Genomic DNA, 24,231 nt, shown 5'->3' on the forward strand with positions numbered 1-24,231 from the left:
CGCGCATCCTGAGTAGAATTTTTCGCATCCCGGGTGTTTCACGAACGATTCGAACAGGATGCCTGCATGCCCCCGCGACTGGCCTTACGCAATATCAGCAAATCCTACCCGGCGGTCCGGGCCAACGACGCGGTCGACCTGACCGTCGAACCCGGCGAGATCCATGCCATTCTGGGCGAAAACGGCGCCGGCAAGTCCACCTTGATGAAAATCATCTACGGCGTGGTCCGGCCGGACGCAGGCACGGTCCATTGGGACGGCCAGGAAGTCCGGATCGCCAACCCGGCGGCGGCGCGGGCCCTGGGCCTGGGCATGGTGTTCCAGCATTTTTCCCTGTTCGACACCCTGACGGTGGCGGAAAACATCGCCCTGGGCCTGCCGCCGGGCACGGACATGCAGGCCCTCGAAACACGCATCACCGAAACAGCGGCGCAATATGGCCTGGACGTCGAGCCGCGTCGCCATGTCCATACCCTGTCGGTGGGCGAGCGCCAGCGTGTCGAGATCGTGCGCGCCCTGCTGGGAAAACCGCGCCTGCTGATCCTCGACGAGCCGACCTCGGTGCTCACGCCGCAGGCGGTGCTGCGCCTGTTCGAGGTCCTGCGCCAACTGGCGGCCGAAGGCTGCAGCATCCTGTACATCAGCCACAAGCTCGACGAGATCCGCGCCTTGTGCCATCGCTGTACCGTGATGCGCGCCGGCCGGGTGACCGGGGTCTGCGACCCGCGCCAGGAAACCGAGGCCAGCCTGTCGCGCCTGATGATCGGCACCGACCTGCCGGTGCACGAACACCGTGCGCACGCGGCCGGGCCGGTGCTGCTCCAGGTGCGCGGCCTGAGCCTGCCGCCCGCGCATCCTTTCGCCACGCCCCTGGCGGACATTGGCTTCGACCTGCGCGCGGGCGAAATCCTGGGCGTGGCGGGCGTGTCCGGCAACGGCCAGCAGGAACTGATGGGTGTGCTCTCGGGCGAGGACACCCGCGCGGCGCCGGACAGCATCCTGTTCGATGGCCAGCCGGTCGGCCGCCATTCGTCGGCCCGGCGGCGCATGCGCGGCATGGCCTTCGTGCCCGAGGAACGCCTGGGTCGCGGCGCGGTGCCCGAACTGTCCCTGGCGCGCAACCTGCTGCTTTCCCACCAGGGGCCGGACACAGTCCGGCATGGCTGGATCCGTGCCGGTGCCGTGCGCCGCATCACGGAAGGCATCATCGAACGTTTTCGCGTCAAGGCGCCCGGTCCACAGGCCCTGGCCGGCAGCCTCTCGGGAGGCAACCTGCAGAAATACATTGTCGGCCGCGAGGTCGTGCGCCAGCCCCGGCTGCTGATCATCGCCCAACCCACCTGGGGCGTGGATGTGGGCGCCTCGGCGCAGATCCGGGGCGAACTCCTGGCGCTGCGCGACGCGGGCTGCGCCATCCTGCTGATTTCCGAGGAACTGGACGAATTGTTCGAGCTGTCCGACCGCCTGGTCGTCCTGGCCAAGGGGCGCCTGTCGCCCCCGCTCGGCCGCGCCGAGGCCACGCGTGAACGGATCGGCCAGTGGATGAGCGGCCTGTGGCCCGGGGCCGACGCGGCCGGATCGCCCGCCGGCCACGCCGTCCCGGAGGCCGCCCATGCTTGAACTCATTCCCCGCGCCGAGCCTTCGCGCCGGATGGTGTGGCTGTCGCCTCTGATGGCGGTCGCGCTGACGGCCCTGTGCGGCGTGCTCATGTTCATGGCCGTGGGCAAGCCGCCCCTGGACGGCCTGGCCGTCTTTTTCGTCGAGCCGCTCGCCAGCTCTCATGGCTGGGCCGAGATCGGCGTCAAGATGGCGCCGCTGCTGCTGTGCGCGGTGGGCCTGGCGCTGTGCTTCCGGGCCAATATCTTCAACATCGGGGCGGAAGGCCAACTGGTCGTCGGGGCGATCGCGGCCGGCGCGTTCATCCTGCGTTTCGACGACGGGACGGGCGGCGGGGGCGGACCGCTGATGATCGCGCTGGCGTTGCTGGCCGGAGCCCTGGGCGGCGCGGCCTGGGCGGCGCTGGTGGCCTGGCTGCGCGACCGCTATCACGCCAACGAGATCCTGGTGTCGCTGATGCTGGTGTACGTGGCGCAACTGCTGCTCAGCTATCTGGTGCATGGCGTGATGCGCGACCCCGATGGTTTCGGGTTTCCCCAGTCGAGGCTGTTCGACGACGGCTTCCTGCTCCCGGTGTGGCCGGGCACGCGTCTGCACCTGGGCTTCGGCCTGGCGCTGGTCGCGGCGTTGGCGGCCTGGCTGCTGCTGTCGCGCCTGTTCGCCGGCTATCGCCTGACGGTGGGCGGCCTGGCGCCGCTCGCCGCGCGTTACGCCGGGTTCTCCTCGCGCCGCGCGCTGTGGGGCTGCATGCTGGGTTCCGGCGCCCTTGCGGGCGTGGCCGGCGCCTGTGAAATCATGGGCCCGATCGGCCAGCTCACGCCTTCGGTCTCGCCCGGTTACGGCTTCGCCGCCATCATCGTCGCCTTCGTGGGGCGGCTGCATCCCATCGGCGTGATCTTCGCCAGTTTCGTCATGGCCCTGTTCTACATCGGCGGCGAACTGTCCCAGACGCGGCTGGGCATGCCGGAAGCCATCACCGGCATCTTCCAGGGCATCCTGCTGTTCTCGCTGCTGGCCTGCGATGTCCTGATCCATCAACGCCTGCGCTGGAGACGCTGACCATGGACGTATTGGCTCCTCTGATCGCGGCCGCCATGAACGCCGGCACGCCGCTGATGCTGGCGGCCCTGGGGCTGCTCGTGAACGAGAAATCCGGTGTCATCAATCTGGGTTCCGAAGGCATGATGCTGGTGGCGGCAGCCCTGGGTTTCGCCGTGACCGTGCAGTCAGGCAGCACCGGACTGGGGTTCCTGGCCGGGGCCGCGGCCGGCGCGCTGCTGGCCGGCCTGTTCGCCTGGCTGGTGGTCTGGCTGGGGGCCAATCAGGTCGCTTGCGGCCTGGCCCTTTCCCTGTTCGGCGTCGGGCTGTCCGCCTTCATCGGCATGCCCTACGTCGGCGCCACGATCCAGGCGTTTTCCTGGTCGGTGCCGGGCTTGGCCGATCTGCCCTTCGTCGGCCCGGCCCTCTTTCAACACCATCCCCTGGTCTACGGCGCCCTGGCGCTGGCCGCCGGCCTGACCTGGTTCCTGTACCGCACGCGCGCCGGGCTGATCCTGCGCGCGGTGGGCGAATCCCCCGAATCCGCCCATGCCCTGGGCTACCCGGTGCGCCGGATCCGCCTGGCGGCGCTGCTGTTCGGCGGGGCCTGCTGCGGCCTGGCCGGCGCCTTCATGTCGCTGGTCTACACCCCGATGTGGGTCGAGAACATGGTCGCCGGGCGCGGCTGGATCGCCCTGGCGCTGACGCCGTTCGCCACCTGGCGTCCGCTGCGGGTGCTGGTCGGCGCCTATCTGTTCGGGGGCATCACCATCCTGACCTTCCACATGCAGGCGCTGGGTGTGCCGATCGCTTCCCAATTGTTGTCGATGCTGCCCTACCTGGCCACCATCCTGGTGCTGGTCCTGATCTCGCGCAACGTGAACTGGATCCGCATCAACATGCCCGCGTCCCTGGGGCGCGTGTTCAATCCCAATCACTGATCGTTGTCGTCCACGGAGACCCCCCATGAAAACTCGCCTGATTCGTCAAACCCTGGCGGCCGCCACCGCCGCGGCGTCCCTCTGGGCCGCAGGCCCCGCCGCCGCCCAAGAGCCCCTGAAGATCGGCTTCGTCTACGTCAGCCCCGTGGGAGAGGCCGGCTGGTCCTGGCAGCAGGACCTGGGCCGCAAATACATGGAGCAGCAACTGGGCGACAAGATCAAGACCCAGTTCGTCGAGGACGTGCCCGAGGGCGCCGACGCGGAGCGCGTCATCCGCGACCTGGCCCAGCAGGGCAACAAGCTGATCTTCACCACGTCCTTCGGCTACATGAACCCGACCATCAAGGTCGCCAGGCAGTTCCCGGACGTGAAGTTCGTGCACTCCACCGGCTACAAGACCGCGCCGAACGTCGCCACCACCAATGCCCGCTTCTACCAGGCGCGTTACGTGGCCGGCATCCTGGCCGGACACAAGACCCAGACCGGCGTGGTGGGCTATGTGGGCGCCTACCCGATCCCCGAGGTCCTGCAGGGCATCAACGCCTTCACGCGCGGCCTGCGCAGCGTCAAGCCCGACGCCACGGTGCGCGTCATCATGGTCAACAGCTGGTTCGACCCGGGCAAGGAACGCGACGCCGCGCTGGCCCTGCTGGACCAGGGTGCGGACATCGTCACCCACCACACCGATTCGACCGCCGCCGTCCAGGCGGCCGAGGAACGTGGCAAATGGGCCATCGCCTACCATTCCGACATGCTGAAATTCGGCCCGCACGCCCAGTTGGCCGCCGTCACCCACCATTGGGGCCCGTATTTCACCCGCGAGGCTCAGGCGGTGCTGGACGGGACCTGGAAATCCGATCAGGTCTGGGGCGGCTTCAAGGAAGGCATGGTGGCCCTCGAAGGCTTCGGTCCGGCCGTGGACGACGCCCTGAAGGCCGACCTCAAGGCCAAGGAAGACGCCATCGCCAACGGCTCCCTGAACGTTTTTGCCGCGCCGATCAAGACCAATGAGGGCAAGGTGGTACTGGCCGATGGCGCGCTGGACGACAAGGGCCTGAACGCCATGGACTACTACGTCGAGGGCGTGGTCGGGAAACTGACGAAGAATTAATTTTTCCGGGGGACCGACCAGGTGCTGACCACCTGGGCCACCGGTTCTCCGCCGCCTTCGGGCAGCAGCAGCGCCTCGCCGGCCGTCATGCGGCCGGTTTTCAATATCCGGGCCTGGGCCACGATGCCGCCGGCCGGCGCGCCCCGCAGGAAATTGATCGTCAGGCTGGCGGTGACGGCTTCCGCGACTCCGGTGGCGCCGACCACGGCCGCGTACAGGGCCAGGTCGGCCAGGCCCATCAGCATCGGTCCGGCCACGATGCCGCCCAGCCGCTGGTTGGCCGGGTTGGGTGGCAGGCGCAAGGTCGCCTGTCCGTGCCGGATGTCCAGGATCTCGATGCCCAGCACGCCGGCGAAAGGATGCAGTTGGTCCAGCAACTCGCGGAATGCCTCGAGGCTGATGCGGGCCTCGGGGAGTCCGGCGTCGTGCACTCCGGGAGAAGCGGCGATTTCGGATGGCTTGGACATGGCGCAAGGGCGAGTCGAAAAGCCCATAGTACACTTGCCCGGTCGGGGAGCGGATGCCTCCCGGCCGTTCCAGCCGGCGTTCCGGCCAGTTCCGCCGCAGGGCCGTCTGAACGGCCCGCGGGCAATATCATCGGGTAGTGAAATGAAGAAAATCTTGACGCGCACACTGGGAATTTCGGCCGGCCTGCTGCTGGCGGCCTCGGCCTGGGGGCATGGGCACGATACGCCGGCGGCCGCGTCCGCCAAGACGTCCGCCAATGTGAAGGCGTCCGATTGCTGGATCCGCTTGATTCCGTCGCCCGCGCCTTCGGGCGGGTTCTTCGTGGCGCATAACGCGGGCGCCACGGATGCCGTGTTGACGGGTGCCCATTCGCCCGACTATGGCATGGTCATGCTGCATGAAACCACGGAATCCGACGGCATGAGCAAGATGTCCATGGTCCATCAGGTCGCCATTCCGGCGGGCAAGGACCTGGCGTTCAAGCCGGGCAGCTATCACCTGATGCTGGAAAAGCCCCGCGCCGGTCTGAAGGTCGGGGATTCCGTGCGGCTGGATTTCACGCTGGCCAACGGCGAGGGGTTCTCCGCGACCTGCGAGGTCAAGTCGCCCAAGGCCATGCAGGGCATGGGCGGGCATACGAAACACTGACGTCGTGCGGTGCGCTCAGGCGCCCGCCAAGAATGTCAGGACCGTGCGGTTGAAGGACCGCGGGTTGGCCAGATTCATGCCGTGGGCGGCCAGGGCGATACGCTCGCGCCGGGCCTGCGGCAGCAGCCGCTGCAGCCGATCCTGGCGGGTGCCGTACTTGGCGGGGCTTTGCGCGCCCCCAATCAGCAGCACCGGACAGGACAGGGCGGCGGCGTGCCGGGGGTCCACCGGCAGGTTGGCCTCCAGAATCTGCGACAGCAGTGTCGTGGCATTGTCCCGCACCATGTCCTTGAACCAGCCAACCATCTTGCGCCAGGTGTCGACGCCGTTCACCGTGTCGATGAACTGTTCAATCGCTCCTTCCGTATCGCCGTCCCGCAGTCTCCGGACTGCGTCGGCATAGAAGACGGGCGTTTCCGGCTCGTCCGCGAAGCGGAAGCCGGGATCGGCCAGTGTCAGCGACCGGCACAGCTCCGGTGCCTGGACCGCCAGGGCCAGGGCCACCTGTGCGCCTCGGGAATGGCCGACTATGTGTGCGCCGCCGTGCTCGTCCAGCGCGCGCAGCAGATGCGCCAGATCGCCGGCATGGCGGTCGACGGCGTACTCCGCGCGGGGATGGGACCGCGCGTCGGGCCAGCAGCCGCGCAGGCTGGGCGCGATGACGCGATGCGTCTCGGCGAAGGCGGGGATCTGCCAGCGCCAGTAGCGGTAGTCGCACAGCGAGCCATGGATCAGCAGGATCGGCGCACCCGCTCCCGTGCCCGCCTGGGTGTAGTGCAGGTCGCCGTCGGGGCAGGGCAGGATGTGGTGCGGCGGTTCGATGCCCGGGGCTGGCATTACAGCAATTTCAGACGGCTCTTGGCCGTCTCGGCGGAAGCGCTGCCGGGGTAGTCCTTGATGATGCGCTGCAGGCTGGCCTTGGCGCCCTTCATGTCGTTGAGTTCGATCTGGTCTGCGGCCACGACCAGCAAGGCGTCAGGCGCCCGGGGATCCTCGGGGCGATTCTTCACCAGCGACTGCATCGTCTGGATGGAGTTCTTGAAGTCCTTGGATGCGTACTGGCTGCTGCCCAGGTAGAACATCGCGTCGCCGGCCATATTGCTGTTCGGGTAGGACTGGAGGAAGGTCGAGAAGCTGGATGCGGCTTCCTTGTAGCGGCCGTTCCGGTACTGATCGGCGGCGGCCTCGTAGGCGGCTTGCTCCTGCGGATCGCCGGTCTGCGGGGCCTTGGGTGCGTTGCCGCCGTTGCCGCCGGCCGGGGACGCTCGCTGGCCCAGTTCCTCGATGCGCCCTCGAAGCGAGGCGATTTCCTGGTGCAGCAGGTCCATCTGGTCGGCCAGTTGCAGCCGGGCCTGCTGGTTCTGGTCGTTCATCTGCTTGATCTGGGTGCGCAGTTCCAGGATGGCGCGGCGCGCCTCGTCGTCGGAAAAGGCCTGCGCGGCGGGTGCCACCAGCGTCAAGGCCAGCAGGGCGGCGGAGAGAGCGTGCAGGCGAGGGGTCGATGAGGTCATGAGTCTACTGTTCCGTCCAAATGAGAAAACCGCCGTGAGAAAAGAAAAAACGCCGTAGCGGGGGCCGCTACGGCGCTGTCACGGCCTGGCTGACGATCAACGTTGGTAGTCGATGTCGGCGCGGCGGTTCTCGGCGTAATCGGCGTCGGTGTTGCCCAGGGCCTTGGGCCGTTCCTTGCCGAAGCTGATCGCTTCGATCTGGTTGGCATTGACGCCCAGCAGGGTCATCATGCGCGCCACGGCGTCCGAACGGCGCTGGCCCAGGGCCAGATTATATTCGGTGCTGCCGCGAGCGTCGGTGTTGCCTTCCACGCGGACCTTCTGGCCTTGGTGGCTGGTCAGGTAGTTGGCATGCATCTCGACGACGCTGCGGTACTGTTCGGGTACCGTGTAGCTGTCGAAGTCGAAGTAGACCGAGCGTTGTTGCGCGAGCGGGCTTTGCGGATTGAAGGGATCCATGATTTGCCCGGCGGACGCCGAATCGGAGCCGTTGCCTGCGCCGTTCTGGTCCAGCGGCACGGAGCTGCAGGCGGCCAGCGAGGCGGCGATGGCGGCGATGGTCAGGGTCCTGGTGATGCGCGAGCTCATTTAATGTCCTTTAGAAGAAAGAAGAGTCACACGAAAAAATCAGTCTGTGAAAGGGCCCCAGGCCGGCTCGCGGACCTTGCCGTTGAGCACCGACAGAGTCTGGCGCACGCGCCCGTCGATCGAGGTCACCGCCAGTACGCTGCGACCGTTCTGGATGGCGCTGTAAAGCACCTGCATTCCATTGGGCGCATAGCTGGGGGATTGATCGTCCGGGCCATCCGTCAGCATCTGTTCGGAACCCGAGTTCAAGGCGAGGCTTGCAATCCTGAAGGCACCGTTTCTGCGAGTAACGTACACCAGTTGCTGTCCATCCGGCGATACCCTAGGTGAAATATTGTAACTACCCGAGAAGGTCAGGCGTTGGGCGTCGCCGCCGCCTGCCGGCACCTTGTAGATTTGCGGACTGCCGCCCCGGTCGCTGGTGAACACCAGGGACTGGCCATCGGGCGTGAAGCGCGGCTCGGTGTCGATCAACGGCGAGCGCATGACCCGCCGCAGGTCGGATCCATCCGTGTTGATGGTGTAGATCTGGGAAATGCCGTCTCTTGATAGCACGATGGCCATGCGGCGGCCGTCCGGCGACCAGGCGGGCGCGCTGTTGTTGCCCTTGTAATTGGCGACTGGCTGGCGCTGGCCGGTCGCCAATGTCTGGATGTAGATCACGGATTTGCCCGATTCGAAGCTGACGTAGGCCAACCGCGAGCCGTCCGGCGACCAGGCGGGCGAGATGATCGACTGCTTGGATCGCAGCATCACCTGCGGATTCTGACCATCGGCATCAGCAATTTGTAACTCATACCCGTTGCTCGTCTGCAACACGTAGGCGATCCGGGTCGAGAACACGCCACGCACGCCGGTGATCTTTTCGTAGATCCGGTCGGCGATCCGGTGGGAGATGCGGCGCATTTCCGCTTCTGTGCCGCTGTAGGACGCCTGATCCAGTTCGATCTTGCGCACGTTGTCCACCAGGCGGTAGCTGATTGTGTATTGACCGCCGTTCTGCGCGACTGTGCCGTAGGCCAGGTAGTCGGCGCCGCGCGCCTGCCAGGTGCCATGGTCGATCTTGCTCTGGACGTCCAGTCCGGCGCCCGAGGCGCTGATCAGCCGGAACTGGCCGGAGCGTGTCAGGTCGGCGCGGATGACCTCGGGGGCGGAGGTGGCGCTGGCCGCGCCCGCGAAATCGGCGATGGCGATCGGGTACTGGGTGGCGCCGACCCCTGAAATGTCGACGCGCAATTGCGCGTGTGCCGCCGTGGCGCCCGCGGCGGCCAGCGCGAGGCCCAGGCCTGCCGAAGCGGCTCGCCGCCAGAGGCGGCCGATGAAGCCGGAGGCTGTGAATACGGTCATGATGACGATCTCCTTAGTCGTACATGCGGTAGTCCACGTCAATATACGACGGATACTTGCCGCCAGGCGGTTTCGGGAAGGGCGAGCAGGCCACGATCCCCTTCTGGACGGCGTCGTCGAAACGGGGATTGCCCGAGGATCGGGTCAGGTCGACGCCCTGGACTTGTCCGTTGGCCCCCAGCCGGGTACGGAAGCTGGCCGTGGGGTTGGCCGAGCCGTTGCGCGGGGGCACGTTGTAGACCACGCCGGGCTGGACGCAGGCGCGTACTTTGGCCGCGTAGCCGTCGCTGCCGCCGCCTCCACGCTGGTTGCGGTCGGCATTGCCGTTGGGGATGCCGGCGGCTTCCAGGGCGTCGCCGCGCATGGCGGCCCGCAGGGCCTGGCGCTTGGCCTCGGCTTCCTTGGCGGCTTTTTCCTTTGCGGCCTTTTCCCTGGCCGCTTTTTCGGCAGCCGCTTTTTCAGCGGCGGCTTTTTCAGCGGCGGCCTTCGCGGCCGCGGCTTTTGCGGCTTTTTCCTTCGCGGCTTCCTTGGCGGCCTGTTCGGCGGCGGCCTTTTCAGCAGCCGCCTTTTCGGCTGCGGCTTTTTCCGCCTTTTCTTTTTCAGCCTTCTCTTTGGCCGCCTTGTCCCGGGCCGCCTGTTCGGCGGCGGCTTTATCGGCCTTCTCTTTGGCGGCCTGCTCAGCCAGCCGGCGTTCCATCTCTTCGCGCGCTTTGCGTTCCTTGGCGAGGGCGATTTCAGCGTCGGCCTTCGCCTGGGCGGCCTCGGCGGCGCGCGCCTGTGCCTCGGCCAGTTGCGCCTGCCGGGCGGCCTCGGCCTGGGCGGCCTGTTCCGCAGCCTGTCGCGCGCTGTCTTCGGGTTGGGGCGTCGGCTCCGGCTCCGGTTTGGGTTCGGGTTTCGGCTGGGGCTCGGGCTGTTGTTGCTCGGGCTGCTCTTGGGGCGCGGCGGCGTCGGCCACCGTGCCCTGGGCCCAGAGTTCGACCTGGACGGGGCCGGGGTTGTCCGGCGCGGTTGAAAAGCCCACCACCATCAGCAGGACCAGCAGTCCGTGCGCGGCCAGGGAGAGGATCAGGCCGCGTCGGTCGTCGCGCCCGCCGGTGGGCGTGCCGTCGTCGGCATCGGTGCGGAAGAAGCGGTCGAACAGATTCATGGAGTGGGTGTCAGCGCGCGGCCGGGGCGTTCTGATTGACCAGCAGCCCCAGCTTGCCGATCCCGCCGTTGCGCAGCAGGTCCATGACTTGCATGACGGATTCGTAGGGCACCTTGCCGTCGGCGGAAATCACCACGGGCGTGTCGGCCGTGGCGACGGCGCGGACCTCGGCCAGCAGGTTGGCCTTGTCGATGGGACGGAACGACGCGCCGCCTTCGCGGACCCGCAGCGCGAGCGCGCCTTCGGCGTCGATCTGCACCTCGATGGGCTGGACAGGAACATCGGATGCCGTGCCGACCGAGGGCAGTTCGATCTGGCCCGGGGTGATCATGGGTGCGGTGACCATGAAGATCACCAGCAGGACCAGCATGACGTCGATGTAAGGCACGACGTTGATGTCGTTCTTCATGCGGCGCGAGCGACGGCTGCCAAGCGAAGTCATGTCAGTGCACCTGGCGCTGGAGGATGTTCAGGAACTCTTCGACGAAGCTTTCGAAGCGGATTGACAGCCGGTCGATCTGATTGGTGTAGCGGTTGTACGCCAGTACGGCTGGAATGGCGGCGAACAGGCCGATGGCGGTCGCGATCAGGGCTTCGGCGATCCCCGGGGCGACGGCGGCCAGGGTCGCCTGCTGCATCGTGGACAGGCCCATGAAGGCATGCATGATCCCCCAGACAGTGCCCAGCAGTCCGATGTAGGGGCTGACCGAGCCGGTGGAGGCGAGGAAGTTCAGATGCGACTCCAGGCCGTCCATCTCGCGCTGGAGGGCGGCTTTCATGGCGCGCCGGGGTGCGTCCAGCAGGGTGTCGCCGCGGCTGGACGAGCGGCGCGCCTTGACGAACTCGGTCATGCCGGCGTCGAAGATACGGGCCAGTGCGCCGTGCTCGTTGCGACGGCTGGCGATGGCCTGCTGCAGGACGGTCAGGTCGCCGCCGGCCCAGAAATCGTCCTCGAAGCGGCGGGTCTGTTCGTCGGCGCGCCGCAGGGCCGCGCGCTTGCTGAAGATATAGGTCCAGGACAGGACCGAGGCGCCGAGCAGGATCAGCATCACGATCTGCACGGGCAGGCTGGCGTTGCCGATGAGTGACAGCAGCGACAAATCGCTAGAGGCTTGCATGGTTTTCCAGTAGATCCCTGATGGAGGGGGAGAGACGGATGGGTTTGAAACTGAGGGCGTGTACCGTGCAGACCTGGATGTCCGCATGGGCGAGCAGTGTGTCGCCGCGCAGGGCCTGCTGGGCGAACCGGATCGTCGAGGCACCCAATCCGGTCACGGAAGTCCTGACGATAATGCGGTCGTCCAGGCGGGCCGGTTGCCGGTAGGCAATGTCCGCATGCTTGACCACAAACATCATCTGTTCCTGTGTTGCGAGAGTGCGTTGATCCATCCCGAGCGCGCGCAGCCATTCCGTGCGACCGCGTTCAAAGAATTTGAGGTAGTTCGCGTAGTACACGACACCACCGGTATCGGTGTCCTCGTAATATACGCGAATGGACAGCTCGCCGGGGGGATTGGTTCGATCCGGATTCATTTTTTGGTGAGGCCTTGTGACACGGGCGCCGCGGGCATCCGCGGTCCCGGGCGGTCTGCTCACGGCGCCTGCTTTCCGATCGCCTTGTTTAGAGGGACTCCAGGCGTTCCAGGATGCACGACAGGGCATCGGCCTGGGCGATGCGCTGCGGCTGCTCGTCGCGGCGCGCCTGGATTTCGACGATGCCGTCCTTCAGGCCGCGCTCGCCCAGCGTCACGCGCAGCGGCACGCCGATCAGTTCCCAATCGGCGAACATGATGCCGGGGCGGGTGTCGCGATCGTCCAGGATCACGTCCACACCCTGCGCCTGCAGCGCCTGGTACAAGGATTCGGCGGCCTCGCGCACGGCGTCGCTCTTGCCGATGCCAATGGGGCACAACACGACTTCGAACGGCGCGATGGCGCGCGGCCAGATGATGCCGCGCCCGTCGTGGCTCTGCTCGATGGCCGCGGCCGAAATCCGGCTGATCCCGATGCCGTAGCAGCCCATCTGCATCAAGGCGGGCTTGCCGTCGGTTTCCAGGAAGGTGGCGTTCAGGGCGCGTGAATACTTGTCCCCCAGGAAGAACACATGGCCGACCTCGATGCCGCGCTGGATCGCCAGGCTGCCGCCGCGCGGGTCGGGGTCGCCGGCCACCACATTGCGCAGGTCGGCGACCAGGGCTGGCTCGGGCAGGTCGCGGCCCCAGTTCACGCCGCTCAGATGGTAGCCGGCCTCGTTGGCGCCGCAGACGAAATCGCCCATGTGGGCGACCGTGCGGTCGGCGATCACGGTGATGGCCTCCGGGTCCAGCCCCACGGGGCCCAGGTAACCCGGGGCGCAATGGAAGACCGAGTCGATCTCGGCCTCGGTCGCCAGGCGGTGACCCTCGCCGAAGCCCGGCAACTTGCCGACCTTGATTTCGTTGGTTTCATGATCGCCCCGGATCAGCAGCAGCCACAGACGGGCGGGGCCTTCGGCGGAGTCGGTGGCCAGCACCACGGACTTGACCGTGCGCGACAGCGGCAAGCCAAGCTGTTCGGCCACGATCTCGCACTTGGGCGCGTCGGGCGTGGCGCGTTTTTCCATGGGCTCGCGCGCCGGTTCGCGCTCGGCCAGCAGGCAGGGCGCGTCGGCCAGCTCGATATTGGCGGCGTAGTCCGAATCCGGGTTGTAGACGATCAGATCCTCGCCTGTGTCGGCGATGACCTGGAATTCGTGGCTGCGTGTACCGCCGATCGAACCGGTGTCGGCCGCCACGGCGCGGAATGTCAGGCCCAGGCGCGTGAAGATGCGCTGATAGGCGGCGTACATGGCATCGTAGCTGGCCTGGGCTGCGGTCTCGTCGCGGTCGAAGGAATAAGCGTCCTTCATGGTGAATTCGCGTCCGCGCATCAGGCCGAAACGTGGCCGGCGCTCGTCGCGGAATTTCGTCTGGATGTGATAGAAATTCACCGGCAACTGGCGCCAGCTGTGAATTTCGTTGCGGGCGATGTCGGTGATGACCTCCTCGGAGGTCGGCTGCAGCACGAAGTCGCGCTGGTGGCGGTCCTTGATGCGCAGCAGTTCGGCGCCATATTGTTCCCATCGGCCCGATTCCTGCCACAGTTCGGCGGGCTGCACGACCGGCATCAGCAGTTCGATGGCGCCGGCGCGGTTCATTTCCTCGCGCACGATGGCCTCGATCTTGCGCAGGACCTTCAGGCCCATCGGCATGTACGTATAGACGCCTCCGGCGATTTTCCGGATCATGCCAGCCCTCGTCATCAGCTGGTGACTGACGACCTCCGCCTCGGCGGGGGCTTCCTTCAGGGTGTTCAGATGATACTGGCTGGCGCGCATGGTAGGGATTCCGGTTGGTACGTATAATCGACGGTAATTGTATTGAATTCACAACCGAGGTGGCCCCATGTTGGATCGCGAAGGCTACCGTCCGAATGTCGGCATCATTCTCGTGAACCAGAAAAACGAGGTTTTCTGGGGCAAACGCATCAGGGAACACGCATGGCAGTTCCCACAGGGGGGCATCAAGCACGGGGAAACCCCCGTGCAGGCGATGTACCGCGAACTCCACGAGGAAACCGGCCTGCGCGCCGAACATGTGCGCATTCTGGGACGGACCCGGGACTGGTTGCGCTATACCGTGCCGGATCATTACGTGCGCCGCGAACTGCGCGGCCACTACAAAGGCCAGAAACAGATCTGGTTCTTGCTGCGCATGGTGGGCCGCGACAGCGACGTCAGCCTGCGCGCCACCGATACGCCCGAATTCGACGCCTGGCGCTGGAACGCCTATTGGGTGCCGCTGGAAGCCGTCATCGAATTCAAGCGCGAGGTTTATTCCCTGGCGCTCAACGAATTGTCGGGCCTGCTGTTCCGCCGGGGCCGCGAAAACCGCTATTTGCGTCACCGGACCGGCGGGCGGCGCGATGAATCCGCCGGCCGGACGGCGGACGCGCCGGTTCCAAAAACCCCACGGCCTGAACAAGTATGATTCAATTCCTTGCGTGGCGCATCGCGCCTGCACTCCAGAAGGTTTGACCGCATGCTCCAAGACCTCGACGCATTGTCCCAGCGCATCCGCCAAGTCGCCCAGCTCGCGCGGGATCTGCAATCAGAACGCGCGGCCTTGCACGCCAAGGTCCGGCAACTCGAGCAGGAATGCCAGTCTCTGAAAGACCAGCAACTGCGCGAAGGTCAGGAATTCGCGCGCATGTCCGAACGGCTGGCGCGCCATGACCAGGAACTCCAGGCCGCGCGCGAGGAATCCGGACAGCACCGGGCGGCCCTGGAGTCCGAGGTGCGCGACCACCAGATCCGCTCCGATTCCCTGCAGCGGCGGCTGATCCAGGTCGAGTCCGAGCGCGACCGCCTGCGCGATGCCGCCAGCGGCGCCCAGCAGCAGATCGAACTCATCCTCGAGCGTCTGCCCGGCGCGCAGGCCTAGGGCCTGTTCACACATTCACCAAGGAGCCGCGCAACATGGAACGCGTCGATGTCGCCATCCTCGGCCGCGATTATTCGCTGGCCTGCCCCCCCGAAGAAAAAGACGCCCTGCTGGCCGCCGTGCGGCTGGTGGACCAGCGCATGCTGGCCATCAAGGGCGTCGGCAAGGTCGCCAGCAACGAACGCATCGCCGTGATGGCGGCCATCCAGATCGCCAACGAACTGCTCAGCATGCGCGCGCCCGACGGTCCCCTCGGGAATATTGCCTTGGGCGATTTCAAGGGTAAAATCGAATCCATGAACGAGGTGCTCGACGAAGTCCTGGGTACCGCCGTTTAACCCTTTATCCTCCGGATGCGCCAGGTCATCCGGTCGTTCAAGTCCCTGCCGTGTTCGTGACCTGGCCATACATTCCTTGAACCAATGCTATAGGCATAGGTTGCCGGATTGACAGATGGGAGCGCTGCCTTCACTGGACGGCCCGAAGCCTGACTGATGGCGACCACCGTGAACCCTCGGTTCCGGGATGCCGGCCTAGACGGCACAGGCGGGGCATTACCAGAAAGCTCGTCGTGAGATCGCGACGGGCTTTCGTCTTTCAGGAGTGGCAAATGTATCGAGGCGTGCAGAATCGCAAACAACTTCTGGCCGGGCTGTCCCTGGCCCTGGCGGCCGTGGCCATGCCCGCTGCGGCCCACGAGGCCGGATCCGATGAGCCCCGGGCCTCGCTGTCGGCCGAGGCATCGGCCGAGATCGCGCAGGATGCGGTCGAAATCACCCTGGCGGCGGATCTGGCCGGCGCATCCCAGTCCGAGGTCGCCGAGGCTCTGAACCAGCGCCTGGAGTCGGTCATGAAACAGGCCAAGGGACACCAGGGTATCGAGGCCCGCAGCGGCTCCTACCGGATCTGGCCGACCAACGACCGAGACGGCAAGATCGCAGAATGGCGGGGTCAGGCCGAAATCCTTCTGGCATCCCGGGATTTCCCCGCTGTCTCGAAACTCGCAGCCAGTCTGGGCGACCGCATGCCGATCGCCGGCCTGTCGTTTTCGGTTTCGCACGAACGGCGTGCGGCCGAGGAGCAAAAGCTCCTGGGCCAGGCTGTCGATGCGTTCAAGGCCCGCGCCCAGGCGCTGACCCGGGCCCTCGGCTTTGCAGGCTATCGGTTGCGCACGGTCGACCTGGGTGGGCAGGGCGCCATGCCGCCCGCGCCCATGCCCCGCATGATGAGCGCCCTGGCCGCCGACAAGGCCGTCGCGCCCGTCGAGGGCGGCCGCGAACGGATCAGCGTGTCGGTTCAGGGGACGATCGTCTTGCTGCCCAAATGAACAGGGCCAGGCCGATCAGGATCATGGGCAGCGACAGCAACTGCCCCATCGACAGTCCGCCGGCCAGCAATCCCAGGAAATCGTCAGGCTCGCGTGTGAACTCCACCAGGAACCGGAACAGCCCGTAGCCCATCAGGAACACCGCGCTCACCTGGCCCGTCGGGCGGGGCTTGCGGGCGAACCACCACATCAGGGTGAACAAGGCGAAGCCCTCCAGCCCCATTTCATACAGTTGCGACGGGTGGCGCGGCGTACCGTCGTGCGCACCCGGAAAGACCATGCCCCAGGGCAGGTCCGTGGGACGGCCCCACAATTCGCCATTGATGAAATTGCCCAGCCGCCCGGCCGCCAGACCCAAGGGGATCAGTGGGGCGATGAAATCCCCGATCGCCAGGAGCGGCTGGCCGCGCCGTCGGGCGAAGAACAGCATGGCCAGCGTCACGCCGATCAGTCCGCCGTGGAAGGACATTCCCCCCTGCCAGACCTCGAAGATCGACAGCGGGTGCGCCAGGTAATCATCGAACTTGTAGAACAGCACGTAGCCCAGGCGCCCACCCAGCACCACGCCCAGCACGCCGTAGAAGATGATGTCCTCCAGGTCGCGCAGCGTCAGCCCGGCGGGGGAGGGGTGATGCTGGATGCGCCAACGTCCCAGCAACCAGGCCAGGCCGAAGCCGGCCAGGTACATGAGTCCGTACCAGTGGATCGCCAAGGGGCCGATCTGCAGGGCAATGGGATCGATGTGGGGGAAAGGCATGGGCGCGACCGGGAGGAAAGACACAATCATGGATAATACCGTGATCGGACATGACGAGAGGATGAGTCGGGCCATGGGGCGTGGAAAGGCGATCGGAATCGCGCTGGCGGGGGCGCTGGCGCTGTGCGCGGCGAATGCCAGGGCGGCTGGCGGCGCGACGGGCGACGGCCTGGCGCTGGCCGGCCAGCGCCAGTGCCTGGGCTGCCACCAGGTCGATGCCCGCAGGGTGGGGCCGCCATTCCGTGCCATCGCCGAACGCTTCCAGGGTCGGCACGAGGCGGCCGGCCATCTGGTCCGCGCCATGCGCGAAGGCAGCCGCGGCCAGTGGGGTGCGATCCCCATGCCGGCCCAGACCCGCCTGTCCGACGTCGATGCGCAGCGCCTGGCGCTGTGGATTCTGTCGCTGAAAGACACCCACGCGGCGGATTGATCGTGGCGCCGCACGCGCGAGCAAAGGAGAACCGCATGGAAACTCAAGGGAACGCCGTATTCGAGACTGCGATTTTCGGCGGTGGCTGCTTCTGGTGCCTGGAGCCCGTGTTCCGCGCCCTGGACGGTGTGCTGGATGTACGGCCCGGCTATTGCGGCGGCCACGTGGACCATCCGACTTACGAACAGGTCTGCCGCCAGGACACCGGCCATGTCGAGGTCGTGCAGGTGACCTTCGATCCGGAACGGGTCGGTTACGACCTCCTGCTGAACGTTTTCTTCGGCACGCACGATCCGACCACGCTCGACCGCCAGGGCAACGATGCGGGGCCTCAGTACGCCTCCGTGATCTTTTATGGAAACGAGGCGCAGCGGGCCTTGGCCGAAGCCGCGCGCGCCGAGGCCCAGGCGGTCTTCGATGATCCGGTCGTCACACGGATCGAAGCGGCGGGCTTCTTCTGGCCGGCCGAGGAACTGCACCGCGAATACTACCGGCGAAACCCGGAGCAGGGCTATTGCCAGTTCGTCATCGCGCCCAAGCTGGCGAAATTCCGCCAGCGCTACGCGCACTTGTTGCGCTGAGGCCGGCGAGGCCTGCCCGCGCGTCCGCGCAGGGCATCGCGCCGGGGTGCGGCGCCGGTCACCGTCAGGGGGGCGAGGCCTGGGGGGCCGACGCCGCCAGCCGGCGCCCCCAGGCGGTATCAGGGCGCGTCAGCGCCGCCAGGGCCGCCAGCACGCCCAGGGTCGCCAGGGCGCGCAGCACCAGGATCACCCATAGATTGGCGCCCAACGCCAGGATCAGCAGCGTGTCCTCGATCAGGGCATGGCACAGCGACAGCCACGACAGGGCCAGCAGCCGGGTGCGCGGGCTGTAGTTCTCGCGTTCGGCGGCGTCGATGATCAACGCGCCGCCGTAGGCCAGTCCCAGCAGCACGCCGACCGTGGTCAGGGGCGCGGCGCGTTCTTCCAGGCCCGAGAGGCGCAGCACGGGTGTCAGCAATCGGGTCACGAGCCGCGTGATGCCCAGACGCTCCAGCACATCCAGCAGCAGCACCAGTCCGACGATGACGGCCAGGACCAGTGCCAGCGATTGCAGTGTGGACAGGACCCAGGGCCAGAAATCCGGCGGTCCCTGGGTCAGCCCCGCGTCCTGGCGCATCCAGGCCAGGGAGACCGGGTCCTGCAGCACGTCCAGCGCCCGGCAGGTCCAGCTGACGGCGGCGCCGTAGCAGAGGGCGACGACGATGCGCAGCGCCCCGGTGAGCAGCGCGCTGGCGCCGGCGCGCCGCACGACGGATTGCTCGGTCGGGATATTGTGGGCGAACAGCATCATCGCCCCCAGCGCGCTGACCTGGGCCGTCGTCATGTGCATGCCGTCGGACAATGCCGCCATCGAAGCCATGCCGCCGTAGATGTTGGTCAGTATGGTGGTAGCCCAGATGATGCCCGCCTCGGGCGGCAACCCCAGCAGCGCCATGGCCGGCGTCAGCGTCTCGCCGGCCATGCGCACCAGGCCCAGGCGGTCGGCGATGTAGACGATCACCATCACCGGCAGCATGATCCTCGTGATCGTCAGGAACATGCGCGTGCTGCGCAGCCGGATGGTGTTCAGGTAATGGAGCATGCCAGGGTTCCGGGAAGAGGGCGCCGCCGGGCGGACCGTTTGCCGGCCATTGTAGGGCGCCCCCGCGGCGCGCGTCAGGACTGCAGCACGCCCCGACGGATCTGGTCCAGTTCGATGGATTCGAACAGCGCCTTGAAGTTGCCTTCTCCGAAGCCCTCGTCGCCCTTGCGCTGGATGATCTCGAAGAAGATCGGTCCGATCTGGTTCGCGGTGAAAATCTGCAGCAGCAGGCCGCCCCCCGGGGCGCCGTCCAGCAGGATGCGGTTGCGGCGCAGGCGGGCCACGTCCTCGCCGTGGCCCGGCAGCCGCTTGTCCAGCAGTTCGTAGTAGGTGTCGGGGGTTCCGAGGAATTTCACCCGGCCGCTCAGTTGCTCCACCGTGTGGTGGATATCGTCCGTGGACAGCGCGATGTGCTGGATGCCTTCTCCACGGTACTGGTCCAGGTATTCCTGGATCTGGCCCGGGGTCTCGCCGCCTTCCTCGTTGATGGGGATGCGGATCAGCCCGCAGGGCGAGGTCATGGCTTTCGATTTCACCCCTGTCAACTGGCCTTCGATGTCGAAATAGCGGATTTCGCGGAAATTGAAGATGCGCTCGTAGAATTCGGCCCATTCCTCCATGCGTCCGCGATGCACGTTGTGCGTCAGGTGGTCGATGCGGAGCAGGCCGGCGCCCGCGTGGCTCAGGTCGTCATGGGCTGTGGCGTGGTCCAGGGGTTCGAAGTCCACATCGTAGATCCCGATGTCGCCGATGCCGCCGTGGCCGTACTTGCCGCGCCAGCGGTCCACCAGATAGATCAGGGAGTCGCCGATGCCCTTGATCGCCGGGATGTTGAGCTCCATCGGACCGCTGTGCGAATCGAAGCCCCAGGCGCCGCGTTCCAGGGCCAGCTTGTAGGCGTGGGCCGCGTCACGTACGCGCAGGCCGATGGCGCAGATCGACGGGCCGTGCTGGCGCGCGAAGCGCTGCGCGAACGAATCGGGTTCCGCGTTGATCAGAAAATTGATCGAACCCTGACGGTACAGTGTGACGGCCTTTTTGCGGTGCCTGGCGATGGGCCGGAAGCCCAGGGCTTCGAACACGCGACCCAGCGCGGCGGGGTCCGGCGCCGTGTATTCCACGAATTCGAAGCCCGCGGTGCCCATGGGGTTGTCCCAGGGAGTGAAGGATGTATTCATGAAGACCTCTCCGTCCGTGATGTGGTTTCAGCATGCTTTGTGAAATTCTAGGGAAAACAGTGTGGGGAAAGATTGCAAACATGCGGTACGATTCCTTAATGTGACGCAATCATTCATCTAATAATTCGCGGTTGAAACAATATGATGCCTATTGATGACCTGGACAGGACAGATCGCCTGATCCTGACGCATCTGCAGCGCGACGGTCGGATCAGCAATCAGGATCTGGCCCAGCGGGTGGCCCTGTCGCCCAGCCCCTGCCTGCGCCGCGTCAAACGCCTGGAAGACCAGGGTTACATCCGCCGCTACGTCGCGTTGGCCGATCCCGAAAAGCTCGGCCTGGGCCTGCTGGCCTATGTCTTCGTCCGCCTGGACAAATCGCATCGCGCCGAACATGGCGCCATGTCCGCATTTGCCCGCGATGTCCAGAGCTGGCCTGAAGTCGTCCAGTGCTACGCCATGTCGGGCGACATGGACTACCTGCTGCGGGTCCAGGTCCAGGATCTGGCGGCGTTTTCGCGTTTCGCGATGGACACGCTGATGCGGCACCCGGCCGTTGTCGATATCCGCAGCAGTTTCGCGTTGCAGTCCATCAAGGAAACGACTGAACTGCCGGCGTGATCCACGGCGCCTGGTGGGCGATGGGCCCGATGCGGTGCCATCAAGATAGCTGTTGACTATCAAATAAAGAGCAATATTCAATTTTATTTATCGTAAAAGCCTCGTTAGACTGTCTCCATGAGGTGCCCGGTGCCCGGGCGCCAAGATACCCCCGACCTGGCGCCGCCCGTCCGGCGCCACTGCACAGGAGATGCCCCATGAAGAAACTGACCACCGCCGCCGGCGCGCCCGTCGCCGACAACCAGAACATCCAGACGGCGGGTCCGCGCGGTCCGGCCCTGCTCCAGGATGTCTGGCTGCTCGAAAAGCTGGCTCATTTCGACCGCGAGGTCATCCCCGAGCGCCGCATGCACGCCAAGGGCGCGGGTGCCTACGGAACCTTCACCGTCACCCACGACATTACCCGCTACACGCGAGCCGCGCTGTTCTCCGCGATCGGCAAGCGGACCCCGATGTTCGCGCGGTTTTCCACGGTCGCCGGCGAACGCGGCGCGGCCGACGCCGAGCGCGATATCCGTGGCATCGCCATGAAGTTCTACACCGAGCAGGGCAACTGGGACCTGGTCGGCAACAACACTCCGGTGTTCTTTTTCCGCGATCCGCTGAAATTTCCCGATCTGAACCACGCGGTCAAGCGAGACCCGGGCACCGGCATGCGCAGTGCCCAGAACAACTGGGAATTCTGGACCGGCCTGCCCGAGGCGCTGCACCAGATCACCATCGTCATGAGCGATCGCGGCATTCCGTCCGACTATCGCCATATGCACCTGTTCGGCAGCCATACCTTCAGTCTCATCAACGCCGCCAACGAACGCTTCTGGGTGAAGTTCCACTTCAAGTCGCAACAGGGCATCCGCAACCTGACCGACGCCCAGGCCGCCGAGCTGATCGGTCGGGATCGCGAAAGCTCCCAGCGCGATCTGTACGACAGCATCGCCAGGGGCGAATTCCCGCGCTGGACGCTGTTCATCCAGGTCATGCCTGAAAAGGACGCCGGCGGCTATCATCTGAATCCCTTCGACCTGACCAAGGTCTGGCCGCATGGCGACTATCCCATGATCGAGGTCGGCGTCCTGGAACTCGACCGCAACCCGGAAAACTTCTTCGCCGAAGTCGAGCAGGCCGCCTTCACCCCGGCCAACGTCGTCCCGGGCATCGGCTTTTCGCCGGACCGCATGCTGCAGGCGCGCCTGTTTTCCTATGGCGATGCCCAGCGCTACCGCCTGGGGGTGAATCATCACCAGATTCCGGTCAATGCGCCGCGCTGCCCATTCCACAGCTATCACCGGGATGGCGCGATGCGGGTGGATGGCAACCACGGCGGCCTGACGGGCAATGAGCCCAATCTTTCCGGCGAATGGGCCGAGCAGCCCGATTACCGCGAACCGCCGCTCAGCCTGGAAGGCGCGGCCGACCACTGGAATCACCGCGAGGACACGGATTACTTCTCGCAACCGGGCGCGCTGTTCCGCCTGATGACGCCCGAACAGAGGCAGGCGCTGTTCGACAACACGGCCCGCGCCATCGCCGGGGTCTCGGCAGAAGTGCAGGCTCGCCACATCCATCACTGCACCCAGGCGGACCCGGCCTATGGCGCAGGGGTGGCCGCCGCCATCCAGGCCCTGCGGGCGTAAGACACAAGCGGCGCGGGGGGGGGCGTCGGGGGCGTTCCCGGCGCCTGGCCGAGCCCGGGTGCCGCCGCATCGTTCCTCGGACAGACATCAAACGATTTGACGATTTGCGATATGTCATCTAGTATGCCCGCATGGATCTGGATCTGGCTCTCAAGGCGCTCGACAATGCACACCGGCGTGCCGTGCTGTCGGCGATGCGGGACCCGCGCAGGCATTTCAATGCCAGCGCCGGGCTCGACCCCGTGACCGACGGGGTCTGCGTATTGCAGATTTCCGAACTCCTCGGCGTCAATCAATCCACGGCTTCCACTTACATGTCGATCTTGCGCGACGCGGGTCTGGTCAAGGCCGCCCGGGTCGGGAAATACACGCTCTACAAACGGGACGAACAGGCCGTGGCTGCGGTGGCCTCGGCGATCATCCGGGTTCTCTAGCGGCGCTGAACGATCGCCAGGGGGCGGCAGTCCGTCCTTATGCATCGATAAATTCCAAATCATAGATTTGTAATCATGAAAATCCGCCTTCAATACCAGATTCTCTTGCTTGCCATGACGACATTCGTCGCGGGGGCCAATGAATACATTCTGGCCGGCATCCTGGATCTGGTGGCCCCGGGGCTGGGCGCGCCGGTCGCGCTGACCGGCCAGTTGATCACGCTTTACGCGTTCGTCTATGGCCTGGGCGTGCCTGTCGTGGTGGCATTGACCAGCCAAATCGGAAGGCGCACGGTCATGATCGCCGCGATGTTCGCCTACGGGCTTGCCAGCCTGCTCACTTTGCAGGTCCATGACTTCTGGACTTTCGTCCCCGTCCGCATCCTGCAGGCGTTGTCGGGCGGCACGGCCGTCGTCACCGCCCTGTCCACGGCCGCCGCGCTGGCGGGTTCCCGGCGCCAGGGGCGGGCCATCGCCACGGTCATCATGGGGTTTACGGCGTCCTTGATCGTCGCGGTCCCGATTGGACGGGAGATCGCGTTACGGTACGGGTGGCATGCCGTCTTTCCCCTGGTCGGCCTGCTGAGTCTGGCGGTGGCGTTGAGCCATTGGTTCGTCCTGCCCGCCCTGAGCCCCGCGGCTTCCATTCCGTTGCGCGCGCAGCTTGCGCTCCTGCGTCGCCCCGCCGTCCTCGGAGGGCTCATGGTGACGGTGCTCTGGATGGCGGGGTATGTCATGACCTACAGCTTCCTGACGCCTTACCTGATCGAGGTCCAGCATCTTTCCGGGGCGTCGCTCAGCCCGATCCTGCTGATGTTCGGGCTGGCCAGTCTCGTCGGTTCGCGGCTCGGCGGCAGCCGCACGGACCAATACGGCTTCCACGCCACGCTCGTCGGGGCGAAACTCCTGCAAATGGGTTTTCTGGCCGCTTTGCCTCTGACGGCCTGGATGTGGCCTGGATCGCTGTATGCGGTGGCCGCCGTGCTGACGATGTGGTCCGCGACCGCATGGGCGGCGGGGCCGGCCCAGCAGATCAGGGCCGCGGCGCTCGTCCCGGAGGCCAGGGGCGTCCTGGTCGGGCTGAACCAGTCGGGCATGCAGATAGGCATCGCGGCCGGGACGGCGCTCGGGGGCCTGGTCACGCAGACCCTGGGGCTGGCGGTACTACCCTGGCTGTCCGTTGCCATGATTCTGGCCTCCCTGCTTCTGATGGGCTTTCGCAGACGCGCATCCGCCGCGGATCCTGCAATTTCATGACGGTTCGATGACATCATTTGCACGCCATTAAAAAAGCGTGCTATAGTCTCGTTTCTTCGCCGCCAGGCACCCGGGTTAACCCTAGGTCTTACG

General features: G+C 66.1%; 28 protein-coding genes and 1 other RNA gene. 16 read left to right on the forward strand and 13 right to left on the reverse strand.

Translation table 11 applies throughout. The features are described 5' to 3' along the window. The first annotated feature begins 66 nt into the window (after nucleotides 1-66). Genes O4H32_RS13760 through O4H32_RS13775 form a run of 4 tightly spaced genes read left to right on the forward strand, consistent with a single transcriptional unit; the run spans nucleotide 67 to nucleotide 4,708 of the window. Nucleotides 67-1,620 carry an ABC transporter ATP-binding protein gene (locus O4H32_RS13760; RefSeq protein ID WP_269360092.1) on the forward strand — a complete coding sequence of 518 codons (1,554 nt, stop codon included), beginning with the start codon at nucleotides 67-69 and terminating at the stop codon, nucleotides 1,618-1,620. Further along, a complete protein-coding gene (locus O4H32_RS13765; protein ID WP_269360094.1) occupies nucleotides 1,613-2,677 on the forward strand; it encodes an ABC transporter permease in 1,065 nt (354 codons plus the stop codon). Before O4H32_RS13760 ends, O4H32_RS13765 begins: the two co-directional genes overlap by 8 nt. Before the next feature lie 2 nt (nucleotides 2,678-2,679). Next, complete coding sequence (locus O4H32_RS13770; RefSeq protein ID WP_269360096.1) at nucleotides 2,680-3,597, forward strand: ABC transporter permease; 918 nt, start codon at nucleotides 2,680-2,682, stop codon at nucleotides 3,595-3,597. Nucleotides 3,598-3,622: 25 nt separating this feature from the next. Continuing rightward, complete coding sequence (locus O4H32_RS13775; RefSeq protein WP_269360098.1) at nucleotides 3,623-4,708, forward strand: BMP family ABC transporter substrate-binding protein; 1,086 nt, start codon at nucleotides 3,623-3,625, stop codon at nucleotides 4,706-4,708. Here O4H32_RS13775 and O4H32_RS13780 read toward each other — a convergent pair. Continuing rightward, nucleotides 4,705-5,175 (reverse strand): PaaI family thioesterase, encoded by a 471-nt coding sequence (locus O4H32_RS13780; RefSeq protein ID WP_269360099.1) that lies wholly within the window; start codon nucleotides 5,173-5,175, stop codon nucleotides 4,705-4,707. The two genes, O4H32_RS13775 and O4H32_RS13780, sit on opposite strands and share 4 nt — an antisense overlap. A 142-nt stretch (nucleotides 5,176-5,317) precedes the next feature. Between O4H32_RS13780 and O4H32_RS13785 the strand changes: the two genes are divergently transcribed. Further along, nucleotides 5,318-5,824: a copper chaperone PCu(A)C gene (locus tag O4H32_RS13785; protein WP_269360101.1), complete on the forward strand. Its 507-nt coding sequence runs from the start codon at nucleotides 5,318-5,320 to the stop codon at nucleotides 5,822-5,824. A 15-nt stretch (nucleotides 5,825-5,839) separates the two neighbouring features. On the opposite strand, the gene O4H32_RS13790 is transcribed toward O4H32_RS13785, so the two are convergent. The 9 genes from O4H32_RS13790 to O4H32_RS13830 all read right to left on the reverse strand — a co-directional run bounded on the left by O4H32_RS13790 (nucleotide 5,840) and on the right by O4H32_RS13830 (nucleotide 13,772). Then, nucleotides 5,840-6,661, reverse strand: a complete 822-nt coding sequence (locus O4H32_RS13790) for an alpha/beta fold hydrolase (protein ID WP_269360103.1) — start codon at nucleotides 6,659-6,661, stop codon at nucleotides 5,840-5,842. Beyond that, entirely contained in the window at nucleotides 6,661-7,335 is a 675-nt protein-coding gene (gene ybgF / locus O4H32_RS13795) for a tol-pal system protein YbgF (protein ID WP_269360105.1), read from the reverse strand. Before ybgF ends, O4H32_RS13790 begins: the two co-directional genes overlap by 1 nt. Nucleotides 7,336-7,431: 96 nt before the next feature. Further along, a complete protein-coding gene (pal, locus tag O4H32_RS13800) occupies nucleotides 7,432-7,923 on the reverse strand; it encodes a peptidoglycan-associated lipoprotein Pal (RefSeq protein WP_269360106.1) in 492 nt (163 codons plus the stop codon). Between the two features lie 39 nt (nucleotides 7,924-7,962). After that, on the reverse strand, nucleotides 7,963-9,270 hold the full coding sequence (tolB, locus tag O4H32_RS13805; protein ID WP_269360108.1) for a Tol-Pal system beta propeller repeat protein TolB: 1,308 nt from the start codon (nucleotides 9,268-9,270) through the stop codon (nucleotides 7,963-7,965). Nucleotides 9,271-9,283: 13 nt separating this feature from the next. After that, the gene (gene tolA, locus O4H32_RS13810) at nucleotides 9,284-10,417 is read right to left on the reverse strand and encodes a cell envelope integrity protein TolA (RefSeq protein WP_269360109.1); all 1,134 of its coding nucleotides are present in this window, start codon (nucleotides 10,415-10,417) and stop codon (nucleotides 9,284-9,286) included. A 10-nt stretch (nucleotides 10,418-10,427) separates the two neighbouring features. After that, nucleotides 10,428-10,859 carry an ExbD/TolR family protein gene (locus O4H32_RS13815; RefSeq protein WP_269360111.1) on the reverse strand — a complete coding sequence of 144 codons (432 nt, stop codon included), beginning with the start codon at nucleotides 10,857-10,859 and terminating at the stop codon, nucleotides 10,428-10,430. 1 nt (nucleotide 10,860) lies between these two features. After that, nucleotides 10,861-11,535: a protein TolQ gene (gene tolQ, locus O4H32_RS13820; RefSeq protein WP_269360113.1), complete on the reverse strand. Its 675-nt coding sequence runs from the start codon at nucleotides 11,533-11,535 to the stop codon at nucleotides 10,861-10,863. After that, entirely contained in the window at nucleotides 11,522-11,950 is a 429-nt protein-coding gene (ybgC, locus tag O4H32_RS13825; RefSeq protein WP_269360115.1) for a tol-pal system-associated acyl-CoA thioesterase, read from the reverse strand. The genes tolQ and ybgC overlap by 14 nt, the downstream gene beginning before the upstream one ends. A gap of 88 nt (nucleotides 11,951-12,038) precedes the next feature. Beyond that, nucleotides 12,039-13,772: a proline--tRNA ligase gene (locus tag O4H32_RS13830; protein ID WP_269360117.1), complete on the reverse strand. Its 1,734-nt coding sequence runs from the start codon at nucleotides 13,770-13,772 to the stop codon at nucleotides 12,039-12,041. Nucleotides 13,773-13,839: 67 nt separating this feature from the next. Here O4H32_RS13830 and O4H32_RS13835 point away from each other — a divergent pair, with 67 nt between their 5' ends. From O4H32_RS13835 to O4H32_RS13855, 5 genes are all read left to right on the forward strand, one after another. Further along, nucleotides 13,840-14,424: an RNA pyrophosphohydrolase gene (locus tag O4H32_RS13835; protein ID WP_269360118.1), complete on the forward strand. Its 585-nt coding sequence runs from the start codon at nucleotides 13,840-13,842 to the stop codon at nucleotides 14,422-14,424. Between the two features lie 51 nt (nucleotides 14,425-14,475). Beyond that, nucleotides 14,476-14,877 (forward strand): hypothetical protein, encoded by a 402-nt coding sequence (locus tag O4H32_RS13840; protein WP_269360120.1) that lies wholly within the window; start codon nucleotides 14,476-14,478, stop codon nucleotides 14,875-14,877. A 35-nt stretch (nucleotides 14,878-14,912) separates the two neighbouring features. Then, the gene (locus O4H32_RS13845; protein ID WP_269360121.1) at nucleotides 14,913-15,215 is read left to right on the forward strand and encodes a cell division protein ZapA; all 303 of its coding nucleotides are present in this window, start codon (nucleotides 14,913-14,915) and stop codon (nucleotides 15,213-15,215) included. Between the two features lie 39 nt (nucleotides 15,216-15,254). Then, nucleotides 15,255-15,434: non-coding RNA, 6S RNA (gene ssrS / locus O4H32_RS13850), on the forward strand. 53 nt (nucleotides 15,435-15,487) lie between these two features. Then, nucleotides 15,488-16,204 (forward strand): SIMPL domain-containing protein, encoded by a 717-nt coding sequence (locus tag O4H32_RS13855; protein WP_269360123.1) that lies wholly within the window; start codon nucleotides 15,488-15,490, stop codon nucleotides 16,202-16,204. Here O4H32_RS13855 and lgt read toward each other — a convergent pair. Next, nucleotides 16,161-16,961, reverse strand: a complete 801-nt coding sequence (lgt, locus tag O4H32_RS13860; RefSeq protein WP_269360125.1) for a prolipoprotein diacylglyceryl transferase — start codon at nucleotides 16,959-16,961, stop codon at nucleotides 16,161-16,163. The two genes, O4H32_RS13855 and lgt, sit on opposite strands and share 44 nt — an antisense overlap. A gap of 97 nt (nucleotides 16,962-17,058) precedes the next feature. Here lgt and O4H32_RS13865 point away from each other — a divergent pair, with 97 nt between their 5' ends. Both O4H32_RS13865 and msrA read left to right on the forward strand, forming a co-directional pair. Then, the gene (locus O4H32_RS13865) at nucleotides 17,059-17,391 is read left to right on the forward strand and encodes a c-type cytochrome (protein ID WP_407932661.1); all 333 of its coding nucleotides are present in this window, start codon (nucleotides 17,059-17,061) and stop codon (nucleotides 17,389-17,391) included. Between the two features lie 35 nt (nucleotides 17,392-17,426). Further along, nucleotides 17,427-17,972, forward strand: a complete 546-nt coding sequence (gene msrA / locus O4H32_RS13870) for a peptide-methionine (S)-S-oxide reductase MsrA (RefSeq protein WP_269360129.1) — start codon at nucleotides 17,427-17,429, stop codon at nucleotides 17,970-17,972. Between the two features lie 64 nt (nucleotides 17,973-18,036). Here msrA and O4H32_RS13875 read toward each other — a convergent pair whose 3' ends face one another. Beyond that, complete coding sequence (locus O4H32_RS13875; RefSeq protein ID WP_269360130.1) at nucleotides 18,037-19,014, reverse strand: nucleoside recognition domain-containing protein; 978 nt, start codon at nucleotides 19,012-19,014, stop codon at nucleotides 18,037-18,039. A 74-nt stretch (nucleotides 19,015-19,088) separates the two neighbouring features. After that, the gene (gene hppD / locus O4H32_RS13880; protein ID WP_269360132.1) at nucleotides 19,089-20,192 is read right to left on the reverse strand and encodes a 4-hydroxyphenylpyruvate dioxygenase; all 1,104 of its coding nucleotides are present in this window, start codon (nucleotides 20,190-20,192) and stop codon (nucleotides 19,089-19,091) included. A gap of 144 nt (nucleotides 20,193-20,336) precedes the next feature. Between hppD and O4H32_RS13885 the strand changes: the two genes are divergently transcribed. The 4 genes from O4H32_RS13885 (at nucleotide 20,337) to O4H32_RS13900 (ending at nucleotide 24,138) form a co-directional block, all read left to right on the forward strand. Next, a complete protein-coding gene (locus tag O4H32_RS13885; RefSeq protein ID WP_269360149.1) occupies nucleotides 20,337-20,813 on the forward strand; it encodes an Lrp/AsnC family transcriptional regulator in 477 nt (158 codons plus the stop codon). A gap of 197 nt (nucleotides 20,814-21,010) precedes the next feature. Continuing rightward, the gene (locus O4H32_RS13890; RefSeq protein WP_269360134.1) at nucleotides 21,011-22,447 is read left to right on the forward strand and encodes a catalase; all 1,437 of its coding nucleotides are present in this window, start codon (nucleotides 21,011-21,013) and stop codon (nucleotides 22,445-22,447) included. A gap of 131 nt (nucleotides 22,448-22,578) precedes the next feature. Next, nucleotides 22,579-22,881 (forward strand): ArsR/SmtB family transcription factor, encoded by a 303-nt coding sequence (locus O4H32_RS13895; protein ID WP_269360136.1) that lies wholly within the window; start codon nucleotides 22,579-22,581, stop codon nucleotides 22,879-22,881. A 75-nt stretch (nucleotides 22,882-22,956) separates the two neighbouring features. After that, nucleotides 22,957-24,138: an MFS transporter gene (locus O4H32_RS13900; protein ID WP_269360138.1), complete on the forward strand. Its 1,182-nt coding sequence runs from the start codon at nucleotides 22,957-22,959 to the stop codon at nucleotides 24,136-24,138. Nucleotides 24,139-24,231: the final 93 nt, after the last annotated feature.

It is taken from the genome of Castellaniella denitrificans (assembly GCF_027214045.1).
GTDB lineage: Bacteria > Pseudomonadota > Gammaproteobacteria > Burkholderiales > Burkholderiaceae_B > Castellaniella > Castellaniella denitrificans_A.